A 19,089-nucleotide genomic window follows, 5' to 3' on the forward strand; every position below is an offset into this window, starting at 1 on the left:
GGCTCCAGCGCCCAATTAATCTCAATCGGCAAACACGACTTCACGATCTCGCGGCCTGATTTGCCCGAGGCTTGCTATCGAATTTCCTCAACCCTCCAGTCAGAGGGCGCAGGGAATGCCGGGTGCACGCTGCACCCGCGGTCTCGTGTGCAATAGGCACAAAAAATGCGCACACGAGCATACAGGGCAGCGGAGGCATCCGACATTCCCTGCGCAATGGCTTTACGGCTTATATCGTGCTCTCCCCGGCGGGCCGGGCTCGTTGTCACCGTCGCCTCGCGGATATCGCGCTCGATCCAATTGGATCGATGCGCAACGCGAGACTTGACGCCAGCATCGGGGCGTCAGGACCACACGACTTCGCCGTACGCATCAGCACCGTTCGTCAAAGGCACATCCACGTCCACCGCATCCCATCCCGCGCTTGTGACGATCGCGAAACGCCCCTCGTACCGGGACGGGACGAAATCGATATATTGCTGATTTGGCCTCGTCGTCAAGTAAAATTCGGAAAATCCGAAATCCGCACTTGTGTTGCTGGAGCGCCGAGATATCCTTCGGCCGCTTCGGTCCAGAAAATCGCAGTTGGCCTTGTTGCTGTAAAACCTATAGACGGTTAGTAAGGGACTCACTCGTCCGTGAGTTGTGATGCTGTCGGCGACTAGGGAAACGCAGATCGTTAAATGAAGGAGGCCACCGCCCGCATAAAAATAAACAAGCTGCTTGAAGCAGCGGGCTGGCGTTTTTTCTCGGACTCAAAAGGGCCAGCGAACGTCCAGCTTGAACCAAGCGTCGCACTCACAAAGCATACCCTCGATAATCTTGGTGAGAACTTCGAGAAGGTCTCCAAAGGCTTCATCGATTTCCTGCTGCTCAACGAAAAGGGGTTTCCGTTCATCGTCCTCGAAGCGAAGGCGGAAGACAAGAATCCGCTCGTTGGCAAGGAGCAGGCGCGGAAGTATGCGAAGTCTCAAAATTGTCGCTTCGTCATACTCTCCAATGGAAACCTGCACTACTTCTGGGACCTCGAAAGGGGCAATCCCTACGTCATCACGAGTTTTCCAACCCCGGTCTCCGTTACCGGCTACCAGAAAAGCGTCCCTAACCCAAAATGCCTCATCGAGGAAGTCGTCGAAAATGACTACGTGGCACTCACGCAGCGACCCAACTATGCCTCCGAGGCCGCCTGGAAAAGCGATGCCGAGCGCCCTCGGTTCATCGAGCTAAACGGACTTCGTTTCCTTCGCCCGTACCAGAAGCGAGCCATTGTGGCCATTCAGCAAACAGTGGCGAAAGGTGGCGACCGCTTTCTCTTGGAAATGGCCACTGGTACCGGGAAAACGCTCACCTCGGCTGCGATCATCAAACTGTTTCTTCGGACGGGCAATGCCCGCCGTGTGCTTTTCCTGGTAGACAGGCTCGAGCTGGAGGACCAAGCACTAAAAGCTTTCAGAAAGGTGCTCGCAAACGACTACAAGAGCGTCATCTACAAAGAGAACCGCGATGACTGGCGTCACGCCGAAATCGTTGTCTCCACCGTCCAGTCGCTGCTCTTCAACAATAAATACCACCAGCTCTTTTCGCCCACCGACTTCGATCTCGTCATCTCTGACGAAGCGCACCGTTCTATCGGCGGCAATGCCCGCGCCGTCTTCGATTACTTCATCGGCTATAAACTCGGCCTTACAGCTACTCCCCGCGACTACCTCAAGAAATTTGTTAAAGATAAGTCCACGAGCAAAGATCCTCGCGAGTTCGAGCGCCGTCTGTTGCTCGATACCTACCGGACTTTCGGCTGCGAGGACGGCCAGCCCACTTTCCGATACTCGCTGCTCGATGGCGTCAAAGACGGCTACCTCGTCAACCCAACCGTCGTAGACGCCCGCAGCGAAGTGACCACCCAGCTTCTGTCGGACGGGGGCTTTGTCGTCGAGTTCAAGGACGAGGAGGGGGACGACCAGAAGGAAACATACAAGCAACGACAATTTGAGAAGCGGTTTTTCTCGCCTGCCACCAATCAGCTCTTTTGCAAGGCCTTCCTGGAGAACGCCCTGCGCGATCCGATCAGCGGTGAGATTGGCAAGTCGATCATTTTTGCCGTGAGCCAGAACCATGCGGCCAAGCTGGCGCAGATTCTGAACGGGATGGCAGACCGTATATTCCCCGGTAAATATCAATCGGACTTTGCCGTTCAAGTCACGTCGCATGTTGACGGTGCGCAGCAATACACGATCAACTTTGCAAACAATAATCTGCTTGGATCAGCGAATTTTATCCCCACTTATAAAACCAGTAAGGCCCGCGTCTGCATTACCGTCGGCATGATGACCACCGGTTATGATTGCCCGGATATCCTCAATTTGGGCCTTTTTCGTCCGATCTTCTCTCCAACGGACTTCATTCAAATCAAGGGGCGCGGAACTCGCAAGCACGACTTCCGGGAGCAGCTTTTTGACGAGACGATAAGGGAGAGTGTGAAGGAGCCACAGAAATCCGGATTCAAGCTGTTCGACTTCTTCGCAAACTGCGAATATTTCGAGGAAGAATTCGATTACGACCAGGTTATCAAGCTTCCCAAACCGAAATCCGGGACCGGTGAAGGAGGCGAGGAAGCTACAGGTGGCGGCTCCACGGGAGCCATTTACGAGCACCTCGACGACGACATTCTTCTCACGCTCAAAGAGGAGGATATCGGCCACGGGGGCATGAGGATTGATCGAGAATTTTACGCTAGGTTCGAGGATGTCGTGCGTGAGAATGCTTTCGTCGCGGCCAGCGTTGAGGCTGGTGAGTGGGATCGCGTCATCGATTACTTGAACAAGGAAATTTTCGACAAGCCGAGTGAATACTACTCCCTTGAGAAGCTACGGAGAGCTGCAGGTGTAGATCGGCGCCTCACGCTCCGTGAAATACTCGAAAAAATCTTTGGTTTGATTCCACGTTTCAAATCCAAGGACGATCTCCTGGAGGAGGAGTTCTCAAAGTTTGTTGCTGACTACAAGCCCGACGAAGCCGGGGCCATTCCGGCCATCAAGAACTATTTCAAGGCCTATGCTGCAAGCGATCAGATTCGTCACATCATTGAGTCCGGTCACCTGACCGATTTGGCCACGAACCCCATTTTCTCGACGAGAGAATTTAGGGCCGTGCCCGCGAAATACCGGAAGCTCATCCCTGAATACGTCAAGGACTATGTCTCCTTGAACCAGTTCGTCACCTAGGAACCCGAATGCTCGACACTGACACTAAACGGCGCATCGATACGGCGCGTGACATCCTCGTGGGCAAGGTCCCCGATCCCAAGTCCCAAGTCGAACAGATCACCATCGCTCTGATCTACAAGTTCATGGATGACATGGACGCTGAAGCTGAGGAGTTGGGAGGTAAGCGCAAGTTTTTCACTGGCGACTTCGCCCGATTTGGCTGGGCCCAACTGATGCGTACGGGCATTGGAGGTCATGAAATGCTCGGCCTCTATGCCGAAGGCATCTCCACGATGCCGGAGAATCCTGGCATACCGCTGCTTTTCCGCGACATTTTCAAGAACGCCTACCTCCCGTACCGCGACCCCGAGACGCTCAAGGCATTTTTAAAAATCATAGACGAATTCACTTACGATCACAGCGAACGCCTCGGCGACGCATTCGAGTATCTCCTGTCGGTCCTCGGCTCGCAGGGCGATGCCGGACAGTTCCGTACGCCGCGCCACATCATTGATTTCATTGTTGAGATCCTCGATCCGAAAAAGAACGAGAGCGTGCTTGATCCAGCGTGCGGCACAGCAGGCTTTTTGATTTCAGCTTATAAGCATATTCTGAAAGCAAATAGCTCACCCACGGCGGTTAGCTCGAAAGCCATCGACGAAAATGACAAGGCGGCGCTTGACTCATCCAGAATCCCTCCATCTCGCGGTGATCTGCTCACGCCCGAAGAGCGCGGTGCACTCGCTAGCAACTTTAAGGGTTACGACATCTCGCCAGACATGGTGCGCCTTTCTCTGGTGAATCTTTATCTCCATGGTTTTTCCGATCCGCACATTTACGAATACGACACACTAACCTCTGAGGATCGTTGGAATGAATTTGCCGACATAATCCTTGCCAACCCGCCTTTCATGTCTCCCAAGGGAGGAATCAAGCCTCACCGCCGCTTCTCTATTCAGGCCAAGCGCAGCGAAGTTCTTTTTGTGGACTACATGGCCGAGCATCTCACGCCTTGTGGGCGCGCGGGCATTATCGTCCCGGAGGGTATCATTTTCCAGAGTCAGACCGCTTACACCGAGCTGCGTCGAATGCTCGTCGAGAATTCATTAGTCGCTGTCGTCTCGCTGCCGGCAGGATGCTTCAATCCCTATTCTGGAGTTAAGACGTCCATTTTGCTCCTCGACAAATCTCTCGCCAAAGATGCCGAAACTATCGCCTTCTTCAAGGTGGAGAACGACGGCTTCGGCCTCGGTGCCCAGAGGCGAGCCATTGGAGGAAGCGAGCTCCCGCAGATCAGGGCTGAACTTAACGCCTACCTTCATGCCTTGCGAAACAAGCAATCTACAGCCGACCTTCGACTCACCTGCGGTCTAATTGTGCCGAAAGAAAAGATCGTTGAAAACGGCGACTATAATCTTAGTGGCGAGCGTTATCGAGAATTGATCGATCGCGAAACAACATTTCCAAAGGTTAAGCTTGGCGAGCTACTCAAACTGGAATTCGGCACGCGTATCACCAAAAAAGATTACGAAGGAACGCTCTTTCCGGTCTACGGAGGAGGAGGGGAAAGCTTTCGTACCGATTCGTTTACTCGGGAAAACGATATCGTGATTTCGCGTTTTGCGATGTCAGCCGAATGCGTCCGAGCGGTCGCAGGTAAGTTCTACTTGCTCGATTCAGGGTTCACGTTTTCGATTTCGGAAAAATTCATAGGCCTTGCGACAAAGACGTTTGTCGCTCAAGTTTTGCTAAACAGCCAAGATCGTATCTATCGCTGCGCTCGAGGTCATGCTCAAAAGAACATTGACATAGACGCATTCAAGGCTCTCGAAATCCCCCTGCCACCGTTGGCGCTGCAAAATGAGATCGTGGCCGAGATCGAGGGCTATCAGAAAGTCATCGGCGGCGCCCGGACTGTCCTCGACCACTACCGCCCGCACATCCCGATCCATCCTGAATGGCCGATGGTTGGGCTCGGCGAAGTAATCGAGAGCAAGCCTAAGAATGGGTATTCCGGTAGCCCGGTGGATCGTCCCACGAACGTGAAAGTATTGTCCCTGAGCGCGACGACGTCGGGAAAGATGGACCTATCGAAATTTAAGTATCTCGATGAGGACATTCCATTGGAGTCTTCTTGTCGATGTCGGCGCGGGGATATCTACCTCCAACGAGGCAACACAAGGGAATTGGTGGGTACGGCCGCGATATTCGACGCAGACGAACAGAATTTTATTTACCCCGACCTGATGATTCGCGTTCGAGCGGATGAATCAAAGATTCGAAGCAGCTATTTGCTAACCGTTCTTCAGAGCGAGCCCGTTCGCGAGTTCATTGTCAGAAACGCCGTAGGCGCTGCCGGCAGCATGCCCAAGATCAATCAGGGTATCGTCGAGCGTATTCCGGTTCCGCTTCCACCGCTCGCCACGCAGGAAGCCCTTGTAGCCGAGATCGAAGCCGAGCAAGCCTTAGTCGCTGGTAACCACGAACTGATCATCCGCTTCGAACAAAAGGTCCAATCGACCCTTGCTCGAATCTGGGGCGAACAAGAGTCAGTCGTTACGGAGGCATAAGCAAATGGAAGAGGCGGCTGAACTCGCCAACTATCTGCCACTCTCATTCAAAACGCCAAAGGAGCAGGAATATATCGAATTTCTCTGGGACGCCTTCGAAATGAACTACACGAACGGTAAGTACCAATTTGCTTTCCTTGCCTATCATATGCTCACCATGAGCTTCGTCTATTTTAACATTTGGCAGATCAAGCAGACTGAGCCGGGCGACTTCGAGAAGGGTCTTATCGGATTTGGGCGCGATGAGAAAACCTTGATCGAGGCGACTTCACCGTTTGCATTCAGCATTGTCCCTGAACGCACGATGTTGCGCTTCCTAAAGCTTATCGCCTGCGACAATGGAAAGATTGGCACCTATGTTAAGCTGGTGGATGACCGCAACAATTCGGCCCACCCAAATGGCAACATATATTTCAGCACCCCGGCAGCGGTGGACATCAAGATCACTGAGATTCTCCGCGTCGTGGACGAGATCCAGAGGCATTCAAGACCAGTTATAGAAAGATGTTATCGGGAATTTTTGCTCAAGAGCCACGACCCAGACGAACGGGAGTACTCGGAGGCCAGTGATCAAATACGCGAGGCGTTGATCCACGCAAACTATATGTCCCAACGGGACATAGGCGTTTGTCTTGAGTATAATCTTGGTGATCTTCGCGAGTTCGACGAATTCCCCAGCATTGAAGCGCTTCATCAGCAGCTTCATGCTGCCTACGGCAATGCTTGAACGACGACTTGCTTTCTGGGGCGCCAGTCTATCGGCCGCCGCCATCGACGGCGTGGCGCCTCCTCACGAACCCCGCAGCAATTCGCTGATCACGTTGAACTGGTTGTCGCGAAACTCGACCATATAGCCGTCCTTGATCGGACGGTAGTCCGTCGGCGATGTGTTGAGCTTGACGCCTGGCATCAGCATCGGCAGCGCTACGCCCTTGAGGTTGGCCGCCTGCGCCATGATGTTTTGGCGACTCAGGTCGTCTTTGCACTGCGTCAGCACCACGACCAGCGCCTGGGCAACCATGTAGCCATAGCCTGCCGCCAGATTGGCTGGATCGATATTGGGCAGCCGCGCCTTCATGAAATCCCGGTAGGCGACCAGATCGGGGTCGGTGGAGTCGGCCGCATAAGGTTTTAGCGCCCCGACCGACATGATGCCGGTCGCCGCTTCGAGCCCGGCCGGCACCATCACCGTTTCCTTGTTGGCGCAGCCTGAGGAGATGAAACGCATCGGACGCCAGCCGGTTTCGTAGGCTTTTCGGATCGCTTGCGCGCACGCGCGCGGCGTCACGCTGTAGATCAGGAAGACGTCGGCCTTGGTGTTGGCGAGCGTGAGGATCTGCGAATCCACCGTGGGATCGGCGACCTCGAAACTCGCAGCCATCGCGATCATCTTGTCGGCGTCCGCTGACGCGACCGAGGACATCGCGTCAGGCCGAATTCGCAGCATGGTGTTCGGTTTGTCGTGTACTAGGTCGGCTTGCGCACGGCAGTGGAAACGGTCTCGTGTGCACGCACCGGGGTGCAGGTCGTAACTACGAGCGCAAACCGGCTGCACTGCCAGTCAGCGCCGAGCGCGGCGCTGGTGGGTGATGTCAGGTTGACCGACAGTAATGCCGCTACGCAGGCAAACATCACGTACGCCGCGATTAGCACCGCTACCTTGTGGGCCCTTGGGTGGGAAATCATGGCCTTGGCTCCTGTACGATGGCCCCCTTGTGATCTAATTCGCATCCTGACCCACATTTTTCGCTGGTGGCCCGAAGGCGTATGCGATTGCTGGCGCTGGATCAGCACCGCAGCCGGACTTGCGCACCGGAGCAAACAACATCTTTATTCGATCAACCTCGTCGGCACGGGCAAGCAGCGTGGGCGGAATGTCAACGCCGAGCGCCTTGGCTGTCTTGAGATTGATGACCAGCTCAAACTTGGTTGGCCGCTCGACGGGCAGGTCGGCGGGCTTCGCGTGCGGCTGCTGCCTGGGTTTGATCTTGATCAAGTTCAGCAGCGTCGCCGCCAGAATCATCACCAGGACGCCACCAACACTGAGCGCGATCTGCATCGTCAGCCCCTCCGAGATGTCGAGCAGCGCCAGGTGGCTGGCGAACGTCAGCAGAACGCCGAGGCAGTAGATTGGCAGCGAATTCTGGCCACAGCGGATCGCGCCGCGCATCACCGCCGTCGTCAGCCCTCGCCAATTGTGAGGTACGAACCACGCTGCCAAAACCGCAAGGGCCAAAAAATGCAGCAGTCGCAATGGATCGAGATTCGATTTGTCCATCGGGTAAAGCAGCGTCAGCAGCGCCTGCGGGACCAGCGCTTCCAGCGGTTTGATGCTCGAGCTCAATGCGATGCTGAGGCTGAACACCAGATAGAGAACGGCAGCCACAAGCGCGGTACGTGAGATCACCCACTGCCGGAATCTCTTGCCCTCGATCATCCACCACGCGCCAAGCACGACCAGCAGCTGCCAAGCCAGCGGATTGAAGGCCCAGTGGCCGTTCGGCCACGCCGGGACGGTCCAGCCGAAGGCATGCACCAGCGCATAAAGCGCCAGCGAGGCGCCAAGCGCCACATTCGGCACTCGCAGCAGCAGCCACAGCAGCGGCGCGAACAAGAGGTGAAGAAGCACGAAGACCGGCAACACGTCGGCATTGACTAGACGGTATTGCAGGACCGCTGCGCGCGCGAGCGTCGCGCCCGGATGGTCCAGCAAGATACGCGTATTGCTCTCGTCAGCAAGACGGCCACCGCCTGCGAGGTGAACCATGATGGCGCAGGCGAGCGTGAGCAGCAGAAATGCGACATAAATGTCCCAGCTTCGGTGCAGCGTCCGGCTGACCACTCCGGTCCAGCCCTCGCAGCGCCACGCCTTGCCGTAGGCCAGTGCGCAGGTTACGCCCGAGACGAACATGAATACTTCCGCGGCATCGCTGAAGCCGTAGTTCCGCAGCGTCAGCCAAGTTCCGATGTTGTTGGGGACATGGTCAAGAAAGATGCACCACAGTGCGATGCCGCGGCAGGCGTCAATGCGCAGGTCGCGGCCCTGGCCTTTCAGCTCCGGCAGCTCGCCGATCAATAGCTTTGGGGTGGCGATTCGATCGTGCATCTGGTTGCCCCATCCGACGTGCGAGCACGCTTCAAGAGGGACCGAATTGATAAAAACATCGCCGCCGCACTGCCGGATCGTACCAACGCCGCAGTTTGGCGCTGCTTCACGCCGAACCCGGCGACGAAAGCTATTGCGATAACGATCATATGGCGGCGCTTGGTAGAACATCCTAGCGCGTGAGGCTATTGACGATCATCGTTCAACGGCACAGCGCGTCAATCAGCCGGAGGTCCACACAGAGAGGTTCCTAGGTCCTATGATCAAGGTACCGTACAGATCTCGGCATCAATTGACATCCGTCAGACGCATCATGGACGTTCACCATTGCGCATGGACGAAGGAGACTCTGAGCCCCGCGAGTCTCGTCGTCCGCACTCGCTTTTTCGGTGTCCTACCGTGAGGTGATTACAATTGCAGCACACAACGGCATTCGGCTCCTACCTTGAGTGGCTGACGGTGGACCGCTGGTTGGGCCAAGGATGGAGGATGGATGGTTTCGGGAGCCAGTCTTCCGACAGCCTCTTCCTCGCCAAAGACCTGAAGGTGGGTGTATGATTTTCCTTTATTTGGATCTCCGTGCAATGGGATGACGGAGAGCTTTTCATGAAAGTTCTTATTGTCGACGACCATGCATTGATTCGCGAGGCGTTGCACGCTGTCCTGAAACAACTGAAGCAAGAAGCCGTCATATTTGAAGCTTCGAACAGCCGTCAGGCAATGCACATAGTCGAGGAACATCCCGACATCAGCCTCATTTTACTTGATATCAATTTGCCGGATCGAGATGGCTTCTCTGTCCTCCGCGAACTGCGAGACCGCTATCCGACCATTGCTATCATCATTCTTTCGTCCTCGGATGATCAAGACACAGTCAAGCGCGCTTTCAAACTTGGCGCTCTGGGTTTCATCCCGAAAACTACCAAACGAGAGGTCATGCTTAACGCCATTAAGTTAGTGTTCTCCGGCGGTATTTACATTCCCTCGGAAATTCTGGAGGAAGCAACGTCTCCGCGGCTTACAAACGAGCTAGCGACGCGCGACTCTCTTAAAGGTCTCGGGTTGACCGATCGGCAGATTGAAGTGCTTGCGCTCCTGATGAAGGGAAAAAGCAACAAGGTCATTGCCAAGACCCTCAATATGGCAGTGCCGACAGTGAAGAACCACATCACGGTCGTTCTCAAGGCGCTCGGCGTAACGAGCCGCACCGAGGCAGTAATAAAAGTAGGAAAAATGGGCTGGGAATCGTCGCCGAAATCTGAATCATAAAGCCGGCCCGGTATCTCTCCTATCGTCATGATCCATAAAGAGCTCTTGCATGACAGCGCGGAGCCGCATTGGGTCGACAGGCTTGTGCAGTAAAACGTATCCTCTATCCTTAGCGTCACGTAATGGTTCAGGTGCCGTATCGCCGCTGATGAGAATAGCTGGAATTGATGAACCAAACGCCGCATTGATTTGTTCAATGGCTCGGATCCCCGTCTTTCCGCTCGCAAGATGATAGTCCGAGATTATAAGATCGGGGCGTTGTTGGCGCTCAGCAAGTTGGATAAGTGCCGCTTCGTCGGATCCGGCGGTAAGGACGGAGTATCCCCATTTGCCAAGCAATCCGCCCGTTCCCTCCTGCACAATTGGGGCATCGGCAATAACAAGAATTACCCTGCCTTCGACCGCAAAGGCTACGGGGTGAGGTGAGTCGACGGGCTCGGTGGACGTGACGCATTCATCGGCCATCGGAACCAGGATTGCGAATCGCGAACCTCGGCCCACAGTCGAAGCTAAGTCGATTTGATGGTTGAGAAGTAGGCGAAGCCTGTCGACAATAGCCAAGCCGAGCCCCAGGCCGCCGTACCGGTACCGTTCTGGGGCAGCAAGTTGAAAAAACTCGCCAAAGATATTCTGCTTCTGATCCTCAGGAATGCCGGGACCGCTATCCCATACTTCGATACGCAACATTTCACCGCGCCGACGACAGCCGACAATGATCCCGCCGCGCAATGTATAGCGCACAGCATTGGATACCAAGTTGAAGAGTATGCGTTCGAGCAGCATGGCGTCGCTCCTCACCCAGGAGTCACTTCGCCTAACGCGTAGACGCAAGCCCTTTGCTAGCGTTGCCTGATCAAACGTCGTCTCAATTTTTTGCAACAGGCGCGCGATCGGGAATTCAGTCAGTTTGGGTGTAAGGATCCCAGCATCGAGTCTGGACATATCCAGGAGCGAATTGAACATTTCATCCATTTCTTTGCGCGTTGCATCGACCAGCTCGATCGTCCTTGTCCTTTCCCCCGATCTGAGCGGCGTGCGCAGCTGTGCAATAAACAAGCCTAGTGCATGTAATGGCTGCCGCAAATCGTGGCTTGCCATGGCAAGAAAGCGCGATTTTGCTGCATTTGCGAGCTCAAGCTCTTGCGTACGCTCTGCGACCTTCCGTTCTAGTTCGATCTGCGCGCGGCGCAGACGTTTCTCCCCCTTCTTGCGCACCTCGACGTCGGCGCTCAACAGCAAGCTTGGAACGGTAATACTGATCAAGAACATCAACACCAGCAGGAATGAAGCGTTGAGATCCGCGGTCGTGAAGGGGCCGCCGCCCGTGAGTGTCCCCCAAATCGTGATGCCGGAAAGCACCAGCGCAACCGTTGCGGTGTCACGTGGACCGCGGCGCAGCGCCGCCCACAACATTGGCAGGATCGCAAGAAAACCCAGCGGATCTCGGCTCGGCGTTTGCTCGATCAGGGGACTGAAAGCAATGAGTCCAACGGCCGCCGCTGTTGCGAGGACGCCGACCGTCTCCAAAAAGTCATTGCGGTTGAAAGCATGGAAGTGGCTTGATGCCCAAAGCACGATAACGGGGGCAATGACCAGCGCGCCGGTCACATCTCCCAGCCACCATGTGACCCAGGCGTTCGCGAAATTCGTCCGTTCGATGTACCCGGCAGTTGCCAGGCTGGTCAGTCCAATGCTGGCGCTGATCGGCGTCGCGATCACGAAGCAAATCAGAGCAAACTTCGCGACAGAATTTGGCGTCGAAAAAGTATTACATCCGCTCGACCATCGATTGATCAGGTAAGCGCCAACAACCGCTTCAAGAGAGTTGCCGGTAGCAATCGCAATTGCGGTGGCAACCGAGCCGGCGGTCATCGCATTGGCAATCACCGCCGCCGCGAAAATTGCGGGCCAAGTCCGATATCCCCACAACAGCACCGCCGCCAGCGCGACACCCGTCGGCGGCCAAATTGGCGTTGCACTGGGATGAAGAGAGGCGAGAGCAAGGCCGGCTTTTGCCAGGGCGAAATAGATCACTCCAATTGCGACCAGACCGCCGGCATAGCTAGTGCCTCGGCGGAAATTTAACCCGGACCAAGCCATCTGATTTGCTCGTGAGGCACGCGGCGTCACCGACGACGCGGCCTGGCAGGAATTGTCAGGACGGCGGCGTTCGCGAGATAAGGATTGACCCCGCAGTAGGCCGTGCGGCCCGATGCGGTGGCCTGACATTGCTGGTAGCTAGTGAATCCGCAATCGCCCGCGCCAGCATAGTCGTCGCCTTGCAGGCAATACCGGTACTCGCTAGCCACGACCGGGGCGACGCTGGTTGCGAAGATGGTCGCAGACGTCGCGAGGGCAAGAAAGAGGGTACGCATTTTTCTCCCCCACATTGAAGTGCCCCAGTTGACGCTGGGACCAACCGTGCGGCGCCGATGTGAACCGGCTCACATCGGCGGATGCAAATTTTTGAGATCGACCGCGCAGATTGGTAAGGAAGCCTGTCAAGCTCGCGCCAGCAAATCGAGCGACAATCCAACTTACCTTGTTGGGCGGGAGCGGTTCTGTGAGGGCATGCGGGCGGGGCGATGTCGGAGATGGGTCACAGGACTAAGCCGCTCGCGCGGTAGGGCGCTGCGGCGAGCCGCCGCGCAGATAATCCTTTCCAGCGTCGTCGTTCTGATAAAGGATCGCAAAGCGCGCATTGGGATTTTTTGCGCGGGCGAAGCGCACCTCGATGCCGGCTTCCTCGACATAGTTGGGCGCCCAGGGCAGCGCCATCAGCCAGGGTTGATGGGTCGGATCGTTCCATTTCGAGGCGGAGCTGATCAGGAACAGATGCGGCACCTTGGCGCCGTTGAGATACTTCGCGGTCGCAGAACTCGGCGCGGTGCCCATGGTTCCGAACATGAACGCGACGCCGTCATTCTCGACCAGGCGGCGCGTTCGCCTCGACCGTCTTCGGCGGCGAGAAGCCATCGTCGAGCGAGACCATGTTGAGCTTGCGTCCGTTGACGCCGCCTTTCTCGTTGACCAGGTCGAAATAGGCCGCAAAAGCCTTGCCGGTGACACTGAGCGCCGACGCCGGGCCGCTATATGGCATGATGTTGCCGAACTTGATCTCGGTGTCGGTAATGCCGGGTTGGTGGGCGGAGGCTGTAGTCGTTGCAGTAAGGGAGAACAGCGCTGCAAAGAGAACGGCGGAGACGAACTTGCTCGATCGGATCATGCTTCATCCTCCCCGGCGAATGGCCGCTGACCTCTTATTGGCTTTGAGCCAAGGCTAGGGCATGCTCATTGAGCCGGTCTTGCGTTCAGTTGCTGGACGCGGCATGCGTCGGAAAACGACGGGCGCAACAGATTGTCTGCAGATAATGCCAGCCGCTCAACGCAAGTTTGAGCGAGCCAAATCGGGGCATCGTGACTCCGCGGGAGGAAACCATGCTGGAGCGAACGAAAGTGCAAAGCCCGTTCTACACGGCCGAACACGAAGCGTTCCGCGATGTGATGCGCCGCTTCGTGGCGCGCGAGATCGAGCCCTATGCCCATGAATGGGACGAGGCCGGCGAGTTTCCGCGCGAGCTTTATCGGAAAGCTTCCGAGATCGGGCTGTTCGGGCTCGGCTTTCCGGAGGAATATGGCGGTGTCGCCGCCGACCAGTTCATGAAAATCGTGGCATCGCAGGAGTTGGCGCGCGCCGGCGCCGGCGGGATCAGCTCGAGCCTGATGAGCCATACCATCGGTTCGCCGCCGATCGCGCGGGCCGCGAGGCCTGAGGTCAAGGCCCGGGTGCTGCCGCAGGTGCTGTCGGGTGAGAAGATTTCCGCGCTCGCGATCACCGAGCCCAGCGGCGGCTCCGACGTCGCCAATCTCCGCACCAAGGCGCGGCGTGACGGCGGCCATTATGTCGTCAGTGGCGAAAAGACTTTCATCACCTCGGGCATGCGGGCCGATTACCTGACGGTCGCGGTGCGGACCGGCGGCGAGGGACCGGGCGGGGTTAGCCTGCTCCTGATCGAGGGCGACACGCCGGGCCTGTCGCGCACGAAGCTGAAGAAGATGGGCTGGTGGGCGTCCGATACCGCCACGCTGCACTTCGATGAATGCCGGGTGCCGGCCGAAAACCTGATCGGCGAGGAGGGGCAGGGCTTCAAGATCATCATGCACAATTTCAACAGCGAGCGCATGGGCATGGCTGCGAGCTGCACGGCCTATGCCCGCGTCTGCGTCGAGGAGGCGATTGCCTATGCCAAGGAGCGCAAGACGTTTGGCAAGCCGATCGCGCAGCATCAGGTCATCAGGCACAAGCTGGTCGACATGGCGCAGAAGGTCGCGGCGTCGCAGGCGATGCTGGAAATGCTGGCATGGCGGCTCGGGCAAGGCGAAAGCCCCGTCGCCGAAATCTGCATGATGAAGAACCAGGCGACCCAGACCATGGCGTTCTGCGCCTCCGAGGCGGTGCAGATTTTTGGCGGCGCCGGCTTCATTCGTGGCGTCAAGGTCGAGCGCATCTACCGCGAGGTCAAGGTCAACGCCATCGGCGGTGGCACTGAGGAGATCATGAAGGATCTCGCCTCAAGGCAGATGGGGTTGTGACGTTCTTTCTCCGTCATGCCCGGGCAGAAGCGCGAAGCGCGTCTTCGCGCTAGATGACCCGGGCATCCACGCCTTGCTGCACTGGAAGAAGACGTGGATGGCCGGGACAAGCCCGGCCATGACGCAAGTGAAAATACCAATTGGAGCTTGGCCAAAAATGCTCTTCACCGCCGACCACGACGAACCGCGCCGCGCCTTGCAAAAGTTCATCGCTGCCGAGATCAATCCCTTTGTCGACGAATGGGAGAAGAACGACATCTTCCCCGCGCATGAGCTGTTCAAGAAGCTCGGCGATCTCGGCTTCCTCGGCCTCAACAAGCCGGTCGAATTCGGCGGCCAGGGGCTCGACTACTCCTACGCGCTGATGATGGCGGAAGAACTCGGCGCCATCACTTGCGGCGGCGTGCCGATGGCGATCGGGGTGCAAACCGATATGGCAACGCCCGCGCTGGCGCGGTTCGGCTCGGATCAAGTGCGGCGCGAGTTTCTTAGCCCCGCGATCGCCGGCGATGCGGTGGCCTGCATCGGTGTCTCGGAGCCGGGCGCCGGCTCCGATGTCGCCTCGATCAAGACGCAGGCGCGCTCCGATGGCGACGATTACGTCATCAACGGCGGCAAGATGTGGATCACCAACGGCGTGCAGGCCGACTGGATCTGTCTGCTCGCCAATACCAGCGACGACCAGGTCCATCGCAACAAGTCGCTGATCTGCGTGCCCATGAAAGCCAAGGGCGTGCAGGTCGCGCGCAAGCTCGACAAGATGGGCATGCGCTCCTCCGACACCGCGCAGATCTTCTTTGACAATGTCCGGGTGCCGAAGCGCAACCGGATCGGCGAGGAGGGCAAGGGCTTTACTTACCAGATGGTGCAGTTCCAGGAGGAGCGGCTGTGGGGCGCGGCGGCCTGCCTCAAGGCGCATGAATTCATCATCGCCGAGACGATCGAATACACGCGCAATCGAAAGGCGTTCGGAAAGTCGATCCTCGACAACCAGACCGTCCATTTCAAGCTTGCGGAGATGCAGACCGAGGTCGAACTGCTGCGCGCGCTAATCTACCGCGCCGCCGAGGCGCTGATCGCGGGCGAGGACGTGACGCGGCTTGCGACCATGGCCAAGCTCAAGGCCGGGCGTTTGGGCCGCGAACTCACCGATGCCTGCCTGCAGTTCTGGGGCGGCATGGGTTTCATGAACGAGACGCCGGTCAGCCGGGCCTATCGCGACAGCCGCCTGACCTCGATCGGCGGCGGCGCCGACGAGGTGATGCTGACGGTGCTGTGCAAGATGATGGGCACGCTGCCGAAAAGCTAATAAGAACAGCCAAGGTAACGACAAGGGAACGCCTGATGATCACGCTCTATCACTGCGACGGCGCACGCTCGTTCCGTCCGCTCTGGATGCTGGAAGAGATGGGGCTGCCCTATGAGCTGAAAATGCTGCCGTTTCCGCCGCGGGTGTTCGCCAAGGAATATCTCGCGATCAATCCGCTCGGCACCATTCCGTTCATGATCGACGGCGAGACCAAAATGACGGAGTCCTCCGGCATCTGCTATTACCTCGGCACCAAATATGGGCCGTCGCCGCTGGTGGTCGGGATGGATGACCCCGCTTATGGCGCCTTCCTGAACTGGATGTATTTCAGCGACGCTACGCTGACCTTTCCGCAAACGCTGGTGCTGAGATACAGCCAGCTCGAACCGGAGGAGCGGCGGAACCCGCAGGTGGCCGGCGATTACACGAAATGGTTCCTCGGCCGGCTGCGCGCTGTCGAGGCAGCCACCGCGAATGCCGAAACCTTGTGCGCCGGCCGCTTCACCGCGGCCGACATCGTGAACGGCTATGCGCTGCGGCTGGCGGGCAATATCGGGCTCGCCAGGGATTTCGGCCCCAATGTCGCCGCCTATTGGGCCAGGCTGCAGGAACGCGACGGCTACCAGCGCGCCGTGGCGGCGGAACGCAAGGCCGGTGTTGAACAGAATGTGGCCCCTCGGATCCGAGCCTGAAGGGACGCCGATCCAGGCCTTCGAATTAACCTTTCCCGGTCGGTGACAGGCACCGAATTTCCGCTATGGTTGACCCCGTCGCAGCGGCCCAAAGAGCCGCGCGAGGAGGACGAACCATGGACGACATCGGCCACAAATCCGGCCATCTGATGCTGATCACTCCGGAGCGCGTTTTTTACGCGGGCCTGCTCGGCCGCCCGCGGGCGCGCTGCTCGGGCGCGTTCAATATCTATGTCTCGATCGAGGGCGGGCTGTGGCTCACCACCGCCGATGGCCGCGAGAGCTATGGCGAGATGGTCGCCGTGCTCCCGAACGTCAGGCACACCATTGCCAGCGACCATCGTTCGGTGCTCAGCATCGTGATCGAGCCGGAGAGCGTTCGCCCCGGTGTGCTCGAAGACCTTGCCAAACGCCTCGCGGGGCCTGAAGGCGAAGTTTTCACCAGCCGAATCCGCGCCGCCTATCTCGAACTGCGCGAGCATCATGCCGGCGACGAGTTCTCCAGCGCCGAATTCGATACCCTGTGTCTTGGTGAAGCGCTGCCGCGGCGCGAACTCGATGCCCGCGTGGCGCGCGCGATCGTGCAGATCGGAAAATTCTCCGGCGAGCCGGTGACGGCGGCGAGTTGCGCCACGGAGGCCGGATTGTCGCCGTCGCGCTTCCTGCATTTGTTCAAGGAAGAAACCGGCATTTCCTTCCGTTCGTTCCGCGCCTGGAAGCGGGCGCGGCATTTGCTGCATTTCGCCAACCAGGACATCAACCTTGCGCATCTGGCGCAGGATATCGGCTATCCCGACTCCACGCATTTCAGCCACTCGATCCGCCGCTTCTATGGATTGAAGCCGCGCGCGATCTTTTCAGGCTCGCGCGATCTGGCGATCTATAGCCACCACCACGCCGCCGCCGACAATAGCGGGTGGACGCAAGAAGCCGGCTGATGCGGGACGCATGATCGCGCTGGGCATTTTCGCGATCTCTCGCGTCCCGCTTTCGAAGGTTGATCCATGGGCGACAAGGCCGTCATTACCTGCTCGCTGAACGGCGTGCTGACCGATCCGAAGCAGCACAACGTGCCTGTCACGCCGGAGCAGATGGCGCGCGAGGCCAGGGCTGCCTTCAACGCCGGCGCCAGCATCATGCATATCCATCTGCGCCAGCAGGAGCCAAACAAGGGGCATCTGCCGTCCTGGGACGTCAACGTCAGCAAGGAAATCCAGCAGGCGATTCGCGAGGCCTGTCCCGGCGTCATCATCAACCACACCACGGGTACGTCAGGTCCCAAATATCACGGCGCGCTCGACTGCGTGCGCGAGACCAGGCCCGAGATTGCGGCCTGCAACGCCGGTTCTCTAAATTATCTCAAGGTGAAGTCCGACAACACCTGGGCTTGGCCGCCGATGATGTTCGATAATTCGGTCGAGAAGGTGCAGGACTATCTCGACGTGATGAAGGAGGCGGGCACGATCCCGGAGTTCGAATGCTTTGATGTCGGCATCGTGCGCTGCGTCGGCATGTACCGGCAGACCGGGATGTACTCCGGACCGCTTGAGTATAATTTCGTGATGGGCGTCGCGTCCGGCATGCCGGCCGATCCGGACCTGCTGCCGATCCTGTTGAAGCTGAAGCTGCCGGAAGCGCATTGGCAGGTGACCGCGATCGGCCGCGCCGAAATCTGGCCGCTGCACCAGCGCTGCGCCGATCTCGGCGGCCACCTCCGCACCGGGCTTGAGGACACCTTCTATCTTGCCGACGGCACCAAGGTGACCTCCAACGGGCAGTTGATCGAAGCTATCGCCGCCTGCGCGCGGCGCGCGGGCCGTGAAATCGCGAGCCCCGCCGAAGCGCGGCAGATATTTGGGACAAGGCATTAGTGCCGTCATTGCGAGCGAAGCGAAGCAATCCATCGTGACGCACAAAAAGTATGGATTGCTTCGTCGCTTCGCTCCCTTGCGCAAACGCTCCGCGTTTGTCGCAGGCAATGACGAGCAGGAGAGTTAATGGCTGTAATCGAATCGACCATCGTTCCCTCCAGCGCCGCCTACAAGGCCAATCGCGACGGCATGCTGGCGCTGATTGCGCGGATGCGTTCGCTCGAAGATCGCACACGGGCCGCATCGGCCGCGGCAAGGGACCGCTTCCACAAACGCGGACAGTTGCTGCCGCGCGAGCGCGTCGCGCTGGTGCTCGACCCCGGCTCCCCCTTCATCGAACTATCGACGCTCGCCGGCTACATGTTCGACGTGGCGGATGCGGAGAAGAGCGTGCCGGGCGGCGGCGTGATCGCGGGCATCGGCTTTGTCTCAGGCATCCGCTGCATGGTCAGCGCCAACGATTCCGGTATCGATGC

General features: G+C 58.0%; 14 protein-coding genes and 2 pseudogenes. 10 read left to right on the top strand and 6 right to left on the bottom strand.

Annotated features, from left to right (window positions below):
- Positions 1-683 precede the first annotated feature (683 nt).
- From V1279_RS37650 to V1279_RS37660, 3 genes are read left to right on the top strand one after another with little or no spacing between them, the layout of a single operon-like run.
- A complete protein-coding gene (locus V1279_RS37650; protein WP_334446084.1) occupies positions 684-3,221 on the top strand; it encodes a DEAD/DEAH box helicase family protein in 2,538 nt (845 codons plus the stop codon).
- Positions 3,222-3,229: 8 nt separating this feature from the next.
- Positions 3,230-5,773 (top strand): N-6 DNA methylase, encoded by a 2,544-nt coding sequence (locus V1279_RS37655; protein ID WP_334446086.1) that lies wholly within the window; start codon positions 3,230-3,232, stop codon positions 5,771-5,773.
- A 4-nt stretch (positions 5,774-5,777) separates the two neighbouring features.
- Positions 5,778-6,500 (top strand): hypothetical protein, encoded by a 723-nt coding sequence (locus V1279_RS37660; RefSeq protein WP_334446088.1) that lies wholly within the window; start codon positions 5,778-5,780, stop codon positions 6,498-6,500.
- 63 nt (positions 6,501-6,563) lie between these two features.
- Here V1279_RS37660 and V1279_RS37665 read toward each other — a convergent pair.
- The 3 genes and pseudogenes from V1279_RS37665 to opgC form a co-directional block, all read right to left on the bottom strand.
- Positions 6,564-7,202 (bottom strand): annotated as a pseudogene (locus V1279_RS37665) (ABC transporter substrate-binding protein); the annotation flags it as partial.
- 38 nt (positions 7,203-7,240) lie between these two features.
- The gene (locus V1279_RS37670; RefSeq protein WP_334446090.1) at positions 7,241-7,459 is read right to left on the bottom strand and encodes a hypothetical protein; all 219 of its coding nucleotides are present in this window, start codon (positions 7,457-7,459) and stop codon (positions 7,241-7,243) included.
- A gap of 34 nt (positions 7,460-7,493) precedes the next feature.
- A complete protein-coding gene (gene opgC / locus V1279_RS37675; protein ID WP_334446092.1) occupies positions 7,494-9,050 on the bottom strand; it encodes an OpgC domain-containing protein in 1,557 nt (518 codons plus the stop codon).
- A gap of 435 nt (positions 9,051-9,485) precedes the next feature.
- On the opposite strand from opgC, the gene V1279_RS37680 reads away from it, so the two are divergent.
- A complete protein-coding gene (locus V1279_RS37680) occupies positions 9,486-10,148 on the top strand; it encodes a response regulator transcription factor (RefSeq protein WP_334446094.1) in 663 nt (220 codons plus the stop codon).
- Here V1279_RS37680 and V1279_RS37685 read toward each other — a convergent pair.
- The 3 genes and pseudogenes from V1279_RS37685 to V1279_RS37695 form a co-directional block, all read right to left on the bottom strand.
- Positions 10,143-12,248 carry an MASE1 domain-containing protein gene (locus V1279_RS37685; RefSeq protein WP_334446095.1) on the bottom strand — a complete coding sequence of 702 codons (2,106 nt, stop codon included), beginning with the start codon at positions 12,246-12,248 and terminating at the stop codon, positions 10,143-10,145. The two genes, V1279_RS37680 and V1279_RS37685, sit on opposite strands and share 6 nt — an antisense overlap.
- A 26-nt stretch (positions 12,249-12,274) precedes the next feature.
- Positions 12,275-12,538 (bottom strand): DUF3551 domain-containing protein, encoded by a 264-nt coding sequence (locus tag V1279_RS37690; protein ID WP_334446096.1) that lies wholly within the window; start codon positions 12,536-12,538, stop codon positions 12,275-12,277.
- Positions 12,539-12,791: 253 nt separating this feature from the next.
- A pseudogene (locus tag V1279_RS37695) lies at positions 12,792-13,374 on the bottom strand (ABC transporter substrate-binding protein); the annotation flags it as partial.
- Positions 13,375-13,586: 212 nt separating this feature from the next.
- Here V1279_RS37695 and V1279_RS37700 point away from each other — a divergent pair.
- The 6 genes from V1279_RS37700 to V1279_RS37725 form a co-directional block, all read left to right on the top strand.
- On the top strand, positions 13,587-14,741 hold the full coding sequence (locus tag V1279_RS37700; RefSeq protein ID WP_334446098.1) for an acyl-CoA dehydrogenase family protein: 1,155 nt from the start codon (positions 13,587-13,589) through the stop codon (positions 14,739-14,741).
- Between the two features lie 157 nt (positions 14,742-14,898).
- Positions 14,899-16,050: an acyl-CoA dehydrogenase family protein gene (locus tag V1279_RS37705; protein WP_334446099.1), complete on the top strand. Its 1,152-nt coding sequence runs from the start codon at positions 14,899-14,901 to the stop codon at positions 16,048-16,050.
- Between the two features lie 35 nt (positions 16,051-16,085).
- Entirely contained in the window at positions 16,086-16,742 is a 657-nt protein-coding gene (locus tag V1279_RS37710; protein WP_334446100.1) for a glutathione S-transferase family protein, read from the top strand.
- Positions 16,743-16,858: 116 nt separating this feature from the next.
- Positions 16,859-17,680, top strand: coding sequence for an AraC family transcriptional regulator (locus V1279_RS37715; protein WP_334446101.1), 822 nt, complete (start codon positions 16,859-16,861; stop codon positions 17,678-17,680).
- Positions 17,681-17,746: 66 nt separating this feature from the next.
- Positions 17,747-18,613 carry a 3-keto-5-aminohexanoate cleavage protein gene (locus V1279_RS37720; RefSeq protein ID WP_334446103.1) on the top strand — a complete coding sequence of 289 codons (867 nt, stop codon included), beginning with the start codon at positions 17,747-17,749 and terminating at the stop codon, positions 18,611-18,613.
- Between the two features lie 126 nt (positions 18,614-18,739).
- Positions 18,740-19,089, top strand: a 350-nt coding sequence (locus tag V1279_RS37725; RefSeq protein WP_334446105.1) for a carboxyl transferase domain-containing protein, incomplete at its 3' end; no start/stop codon positions are given.

The sequence above is a fragment of the Bradyrhizobium sp. AZCC 1610 genome, assembly GCF_036924515.1.
Lineage (GTDB): Bacteria > Pseudomonadota > Alphaproteobacteria > Rhizobiales > Xanthobacteraceae > Bradyrhizobium.

Bases quoted from the DNA above. Each gene is read 5' to 3' on its own strand.
- V1279_RS37650 (WP_334446084.1), top strand. From the start codon at position 684: ATGAAGGAGGCCACCGCCCGCATAAAAATAAACAAGCTGCTTGAAGCA.
- V1279_RS37655 (WP_334446086.1), top strand. From the start codon at position 3,230: ATGCTCGACACTGACACTAAACGGCGCATCGATACGGCGCGTGACATC.
- V1279_RS37660 (WP_334446088.1), top strand. From the start codon at position 5,778: ATGGAAGAGGCGGCTGAACTCGCCAACTATCTGCCACTCTCATTCAAA.
- V1279_RS37670 (WP_334446090.1), bottom strand. From the start codon at position 7,459: ATGATTTCCCACCCAAGGGCCCACAAGGTAGCGGTGCTAATCGCGGCG.
- opgC (WP_334446092.1), bottom strand. From the start codon at position 9,050: ATGTTCTACCAAGCGCCGCCATATGATCGTTATCGCAATAGCTTTCGT.
- V1279_RS37680 (WP_334446094.1), top strand. From the start codon at position 9,486: ATGAAAGTTCTTATTGTCGACGACCATGCATTGATTCGCGAGGCGTTG.
- V1279_RS37685 (WP_334446095.1), bottom strand. From the start codon at position 12,248: ATGGCTTGGTCCGGGTTAAATTTCCGCCGAGGCACTAGCTATGCCGGC.
- V1279_RS37690 (WP_334446096.1), bottom strand. From the start codon at position 12,538: ATGTGGGGGAGAAAAATGCGTACCCTCTTTCTTGCCCTCGCGACGTCT.
- V1279_RS37700 (WP_334446098.1), top strand. From the start codon at position 13,587: ATGCTGGAGCGAACGAAAGTGCAAAGCCCGTTCTACACGGCCGAACAC.
- V1279_RS37705 (WP_334446099.1), top strand. From the start codon at position 14,899: ATGCTCTTCACCGCCGACCACGACGAACCGCGCCGCGCCTTGCAAAAG.
- V1279_RS37710 (WP_334446100.1), top strand. From the start codon at position 16,086: ATGATCACGCTCTATCACTGCGACGGCGCACGCTCGTTCCGTCCGCTC.
- V1279_RS37715 (WP_334446101.1), top strand. From the start codon at position 16,859: ATGGACGACATCGGCCACAAATCCGGCCATCTGATGCTGATCACTCCG.
- V1279_RS37720 (WP_334446103.1), top strand. From the start codon at position 17,747: ATGGGCGACAAGGCCGTCATTACCTGCTCGCTGAACGGCGTGCTGACC.